Raw genomic sequence first — 6,146 nt, 5'->3', positions numbered from 1 at the left:
GGGCCGGGCTGGTGGGGGCCGTGCGGCTGCGCGTGGCCGTGGGCGTCGGCGCCGCCGTGGGCACAGCCCGCCGTGCCGAAGGACCGGTCGACCGACTGCTTCAGTTCATGGGCGAGCAGGACGTGCGCCAGCCTGCCGTCGACGAAGTCGACCTCGCGCAGGGCGAGCCGGATGCCGTGCACCGCGTCGTCGGCCAGCCGCCGGGCCTCGATCAGATCGGTGCCGGTCGCCGTGAGCGGGTTCCAGGCACCCGACGCGGCGTCGGCGGCCTGGTCCTCCACGGCGTCCAGGAGGTGCGCGAGCCGTCCGAAGAGGCGGCCGGCCTCGGCCAGCGGCCCGGTGTTGTGCGGCCGGCCGGCGAGTACGGCGGTGTGCGCGAAGGCGGCGGCGGTCGCCGTCTCGGTCGGCTCGGTGACGGTGAGCAGGGGGGTGCCCGGCCCCGCGAGCGCCTCGATCGCGCCCTGCCGGTCGACCGCGTCGACCAGGACCGCCGTGTCGAAGCCGAGGGAGGCGCCGGTGCGGGCGCCCGCCCGGTCCCAGCTCGCGGCGATCCGGCGGGCCGCGAGCGCCACGGGCCTGCGCTTCAACAGGCCGTCCCGGTCGGCGACGTGGTCGCGGACCTTGGCCGAGGCGAGGACCAGCGAGACGGCCGCGGCGAGCCGGGCGCCCTCGCCCCGGGCCACCGGGGCCGTCCGCATCGCGCGCAGCGGGCAGGGCCCGGCGGTGCGCCTGCGCCCGGTGCGGCTCTCGACCTGAGCCTCCGTCAGAACCGAGACGATCAGCCCGTCGTAGTTGGTCACGATCCGGGCGAACTGGCCGTGGTCGGAGCGAAGTGCCAGGCAGAGGCCGCAGAGATGGGCCATCCACTCGGTTCGCAGCCCCTCGGTGAGCCGATGCGAGCAGGGCCTGACGATTCCGAACACGAAGCTCCCCCGGGTGCCGTGGGACACCCCGCCCCACGTCTCGTTCAACAGTGCGGCAGGCATCGTATCGGCCGGATCCGTTCACCCGTACGTCTGCCGTCTCACCCGTCTGGACGGAAGTTCATATTTTGTATCCGTTAGCCGTCATGGACCGGAACAAAGCTGACGATTCGCCACATCTTCTGCACCAGTACCGTCACGAATCCCCTGCGCGGCGACTATCCACTTGGCGCGGTATCCGCATCATGGACGAGCATAGGGATGCGGAACGCGAGAAGAAGCAAGAAGAAGTCCGCTGTGAGAGGAGGCGTCCATGGGATCGGTGCGCAAGGCGAGTGCCTGGCTGGGACTTGTCGAGGACAACGACGACCGCTACTACGACGACGAGTACACCGAGGAAGCCGGGTCCGGCGAAGCCTGGGTGACGGACCCGCGGGTGCGGGTGGCCTCCGAGGCGGCCGAGGAGCAGGGCCGGCGGATCGCCACGGTCACGCCCGACGGCTTCCGTGACGCGCGCGGCATCGGTGAGCTCTTCCGCGAGGGCGTCCCGGTCATCGTGAACCTCACCGCCATGGAGCCCGGCGACGCCAAACGCGTCGTGGACTTCGCGGCCGGCCTCACCTTCGGACTCCGCGGCTCCATCGAGCGCGTGGCGACGAGGGTCTTCCTGCTGACCCCCGCCGACACCCAGATCGTCAGCGGCGAGGCCGCGGGCCGCGCCCCCGGCGGCTTCTTCAACCAGAGCTGAGCAGGGCGCTCACCGGACCTCCGCAGCGCCTAGCGGAAGGCGTCGAGCCCGGTGAGCGCCTTGCCCAGCACCAGCTGGTGCATCTCCACGGTGCCCTCGTAGGTGAGCACCGACTCCAGATTGGTGGCGTGCCGCATCACGGGGTACTCCAGCGAGATCCCGTTGGCGCCGAGGATCGTGCGCGAGGTGCGGCAGATCTCGATCGCCTCCCGGACGTTGTTGAGCTTTCCGAAACTGACCTGCTCCGGACGGAGCCTGCCCGCGTCCATGCGCCGCCCCAGATGATGGGCGAGCAGAACGCCCTTGTGCAGCTCGACCGCCATGTCGGCGAGCTTGGCCTGGGTGAGTTGAAACCCTCCGATGGGCCTGCCGAACTGCTCGCGGGTCCTGGCGTACTCGACCGCCGCCTCGAAGGAGGCGCGGGCCGCGCCCATCGCGCCCCAGACGATTCCGTACCGCGCGTGCGAGAGGCAGCTCAGCGGACCCTTGAGGCCGGTGACCCCGGGCAGCACCGCGTCGGCGGGCAGCCGCACCTCGTCCATGACCAGCTCGCTGGTGACCGACGCCCGCAGCGACCACTTGTGCTTGATCTCCGGCGCCGAGAAGCCGGGGGTGCCGGTGGGGACGGCGAACCCCCTGATACCGCCGCTGCCCTCGTCGGTCTGCGCCCAGACCACCGCGACCCCGGCGACCGAGCCGTTGGTGATCCACATCTTGCGGCCGCTGAGCACCCAGTCGGTGCCGTCCCGCTTGGCGTAGGTGCGCATCCCGGCCGGGTCGGAGCCGTGGTCGGGTTCGGTGAGGCCGAAGCAGCCGATGGTCTCGCCCGCCGCCATCGAGGGCAGCCAGCGCTGCTTCTGCTCCTCGGAGCCGTACTTCCAGATCGCGTACATCGCCAGCGAGCCCTGGACGGAGACGAGCGAGCGGATGCCGGAGTCGGCGGCCTCCAGCTCCAGACAGGCCAGACCGTACTGGACGGCGGTGGCGCCCGCGCAGCCGTAGCCGGTCAGGGACATGCCGAGCGCGCCGATCGAGCCGAGCTCGCGGGCGATTTCGCGGATACCGGGGAGCTCGCCGCTCTCGTACCACTCGGCGATGTGCGGCAGGACCCGGTCGGCGGCCCAGGAGCGGACGGTGTCGCGGATCGCGAGGTCCTCGTCGCTCAGCAGGTCGTCGATCCCGAGGGGGTCGGCCGGGTCGAAGGGGGGCAGCTTGGCGGATGCGGACATATGGATGCCTCCGGCGTCCCTGGGAACCTGTGCGGCCCAGCTAAAACTAGCGGTGGTAGTTATTGCTGACCGCTGACGTTACGGCTCAGTGTGCCGCGCGTCCAGACCCGCCCGTGCGTCCAGACCTCCCGTGCGTGCGGGCGCCCTGTCTCAGGAACCGCCCGGCCCCGCGCCCGCCCCTTCGGCGCCCGCCGTCGCGGGGATGCGCAGAGCGCGTTCGGCCCGCTGCTCGGGCAGCCCGGGGGCGGAGGGGGCGTGCTGCGCCCCGCACTCCATCACCCGGGGCAGCCGCAGCGCGGCCAGCGCGCCCAGGACCAGCAGACCCGCGCTGACCAGCAGCGTCACATGCAGTCCGTGGACGAAGGAGTGCTGCGCGGCGCCCCGCAGGGCGGCGCCCGCGGGGCCACCGAGGCGGTCGGCTATGTCGTAGGCCTCGCCCAGCGAGTTGGCCGCGCCGGCCGACGCCTCGCGCGGGACGCCGGGGACGGAGGCGAGCCCGGGGGCGTAGGCCGCGTTCATCACGCTGCCGAGGAGGGCGATGCCCATGCCCGCGCCGAGCTGGTAGGAGGTCTCGCCGATCGCGGCGGCCCCGCCCGCGCAGTCGGCGGGCGCCTCGCTGAGCATCGACTCGTACGCCCCGAAAAGCGTCGTCTGGAGGCCGAAGCCGAGGACGACGAAGGCACCGGTGAGCAGCAGCGGCCGGTCGTGGCGGCCCATCATGACGAGCAGCAGCACGGCGGCGGCGGTCAGGAGGAAGCCGCACACGACCATCTGGCGCGGGCCGAACCGGCGCAGGGTGTACGAACCGGTGGCCCCGGCGGTCATCGCGGCGAAGGTGAGCGGCAGCAGCCGCAGCCCGGTCTCCAGCGGGCTGAGCCCGAGGACGAGCTGGAGGTACTGCACGGCTATGAGCTCCAGGCCGACCAGCGCCAGCATGGCGAGGACGATGCACCCCACCGAGGTGGAGAAGGTGCGCCGGGCGAACATGCGCATGTCGACCAGCGGATGCGTACGCCGCCGCTGGCGCCGCACGAACAGGATGATCAGGGCGGTCCCCGCGCACAGCGGCCCCAGGGTGAGGGGGTCGAGCAGGCCGTGGCCCGCGCCCATCCGCTTGACGCCGAGGACCAGCGTGATCACACCGGCGGCGGCCGTCAGCGCGCCGAGCACGTCCCACGGTCCGTCGGCGCCGCCCCTGGACTCGGGCAGCAGTCTGCGGCCCAGCGGCAGCATCAGCGCCATCAGCGGGATGTTGATCAGGAAGACCGAGCCCCACCAGTAGTGCTGGACGAGGAAGCCGCCGAGCACCGGTCCGGCGGCGGCGCCTATCGCGGCGGTCGCGGTCCACACACCGATGGCGGTGGCGCGTTCGCGACGGTCGGGGAATACCGCCCGGAGGATGGAGAGCGTGGCGGGCATGATCATCGCGCCGCCGACGCCGAGCAGCGCGCGGGCCGCGATCAGGAGCCCCGCGGATCCGGCGAAGGCCGCCACGGCGGACGCCAGGCCGAAGATGCCGTAGCCGAGCAGCAGCACCCGGCGGCGGCCCACGCGGTCGCCGAGGGTGCCGAAGAGGATGAGGAGGGCGGCGCAGACCAGCGGGTAGGCGTCGACGATCCACAGCAGCGCGGTGGCGCTGGGGCGCAGGTCCTCGGTGACCGAGGGGACGGCGACGTGCAGCACGGTCGCGTCCAGCGCGACGACCAGCAGACTCACACAGAGGACGACGAGGACGACCCAGCGGTTGGCGGCGCCGGCGTTCGCACGCGCGCGTGCGGCGTCCGTCGTCGTTCCTGCCATGTGTGTACCTCCTGTACGGCGGCCCCGCGGGGGTCCCGGGACGCGCCGTCCTCGCGGTGGCCCGTCGTCCTCGCTCTCGGCGGATCCTGGACCGGTGCGGTCTCGGACGGGTCCGGCATCGACGAGCGAGTGATTCGTCAGCGTACGCGAGTTCCAGCCATCGGCACGTGGTACACCTCTCACCCCTTTGGGCACGCCCTGTGTCGTGCGCCACAGCGTGCGGAGTGAGGCGATCGGGGCGGACGCCATTAATGATCTTGGCACGCGGTGTCGGCGGATCCTGGCACCCGGTGTCAGGGGTGATGGCCGAACGATGAATTCCGTCCCGCCTCCCGGAAAATCCCCCGGAGAGAATCCCGACGCGTTTCCGGAGCGGTCCGCAGCGGAATAGATTCCAAGGTCATCCACCCATTTCAGGGACCCGGGAATAAACGGTGACGTGAGACATACTCCACATCACATCGTCATCACAAAGCCGCCGGATCGGCCTGGGCCCTCACTCACTCGCTGTAACGTCGATTGAGTGCGTACCGACCGAATCTTCGCCCGTCTGGACCGGGAGCCCGAGCCGCCGAAGATAGCGATCCCGCGGATGAGCCGTCACCGCGTGATCCTCTTCAGCGCGACGATGGCGTTCTACCTCGCCATCGTCGTCGCCGTGCTCGCCTCGTCCTGGCTCGTCGAGCTGGACTGGAAGGTCATGCTGTTCCGGCCGTACGAGCAGTGGCCGCAGATGCACGCCTTCCTGGACTACTTCGTGGTCCTGGGCCAGCGCGGCCCCACGGCGGTGATGGTCGCGGCGTGGCTGGGCTGGAGATCCTGGCGGCAGCACACCCTGCGCCCGCTGCTCGCCCTCGGCGCCTCACTGCTCCTGCTGAACATCACGGTCGGCGCGGTCAAGCTCGGCCTGGGCCGGCTGGGCCCGCACTACGCGACGCAGATCGGCTCCGCCGAACTGTTCGCGGGCGGCGATATATTTCCTTCCGGCCACACCGCCAACGCGGTCGTGACCTGGGGCATCCTCGCCTATCTGGCCACCACCCCGAGGGCCCGGCGCTGGCTGTCGGTCATCTCCGCCGTGGTCGCCCTGGGCGTCGGCGCCACCACCGTCTACCTCGGTACGCACTGGGTCAGCGACGTGCTCCTCGGCTGGGCCGCCGGGCTGCTCATCCTGCTGGCCCTGCCCTGGTGCGAGCCGGTGATCGCGCGCGCCGAGGCGCTGGTCTTCGCCCTGCGGGCCAAGTGGCGCGCACGGGGAACGGCCGCGCCCGTACTGCCCGTTCCGGCCGGCGCGCTGCCCGGCGTGTTCGCCCAGCGCACCGCGAGCGAGCCCGAGGCCCCGGTACGCGAGCCGGTGGGCGCGGCCAGCGGTGCCCGCCCCGCCGGCGCCCGCGGCCCCGCCCGGCCGCCGCACAACGGCCCCCGTCCCGAGCGCCCGCCGGTGCC

Annotated in this window: 5 protein-coding genes; 2 read left to right on the top strand and 3 right to left on the bottom strand. The window is 72.0% G+C overall.

Translation table 11 applies throughout. The features are described 5' to 3' along the window. Positions 1–923, bottom strand: a 923-nt coding sequence (locus ACJA3G_RS27390; RefSeq protein ID WP_406555715.1) for a DUF5685 family protein, incomplete at its 3' end; no start/stop codon positions are given. A gap of 313 nt (positions 924–1,236) precedes the next feature. On the opposite strand from ACJA3G_RS27390, the gene ACJA3G_RS27385 reads away from it, so the two are divergent. Next, positions 1,237–1,671: a cell division protein SepF gene (locus ACJA3G_RS27385; protein ID WP_406555714.1), complete on the top strand. Its 435-nt coding sequence runs from the start codon at positions 1,237–1,239 to the stop codon at positions 1,669–1,671. Positions 1,672–1,700: 29 nt separating this feature from the next. Here ACJA3G_RS27385 and ACJA3G_RS27380 read toward each other — a convergent pair whose 3' ends face one another. Next, positions 1,701–2,900 carry an acyl-CoA dehydrogenase family protein gene (locus ACJA3G_RS27380; protein WP_406555713.1) on the bottom strand — a complete coding sequence of 400 codons (1,200 nt, stop codon included), beginning with the start codon at positions 2,898–2,900 and terminating at the stop codon, positions 1,701–1,703. 150 nt (positions 2,901–3,050) lie between these two features. Continuing rightward, complete coding sequence (locus ACJA3G_RS27375; protein ID WP_406555712.1) at positions 3,051–4,700, bottom strand: MFS transporter; 1,650 nt, start codon at positions 4,698–4,700, stop codon at positions 3,051–3,053. 523 nt (positions 4,701–5,223) lie between these two features. Between ACJA3G_RS27375 and ACJA3G_RS27370 the strand changes: the two genes are divergently transcribed. Then, positions 5,224–6,146, top strand: a 923-nt coding sequence (locus ACJA3G_RS27370; RefSeq protein ID WP_406555711.1) for a phosphatase PAP2 family protein, incomplete at its 3' end; no start/stop codon positions are given.

It is taken from the genome of Streptomyces sp. YS-3 (genome assembly GCF_045257485.1).
Lineage (GTDB): Bacteria > Actinomycetota > Actinomycetes > Streptomycetales > Streptomycetaceae > Streptomyces.
Note: the sequence above shows the minus strand (reverse complement) of the source record. Positions and strands in the feature narration are given on the sequence as shown.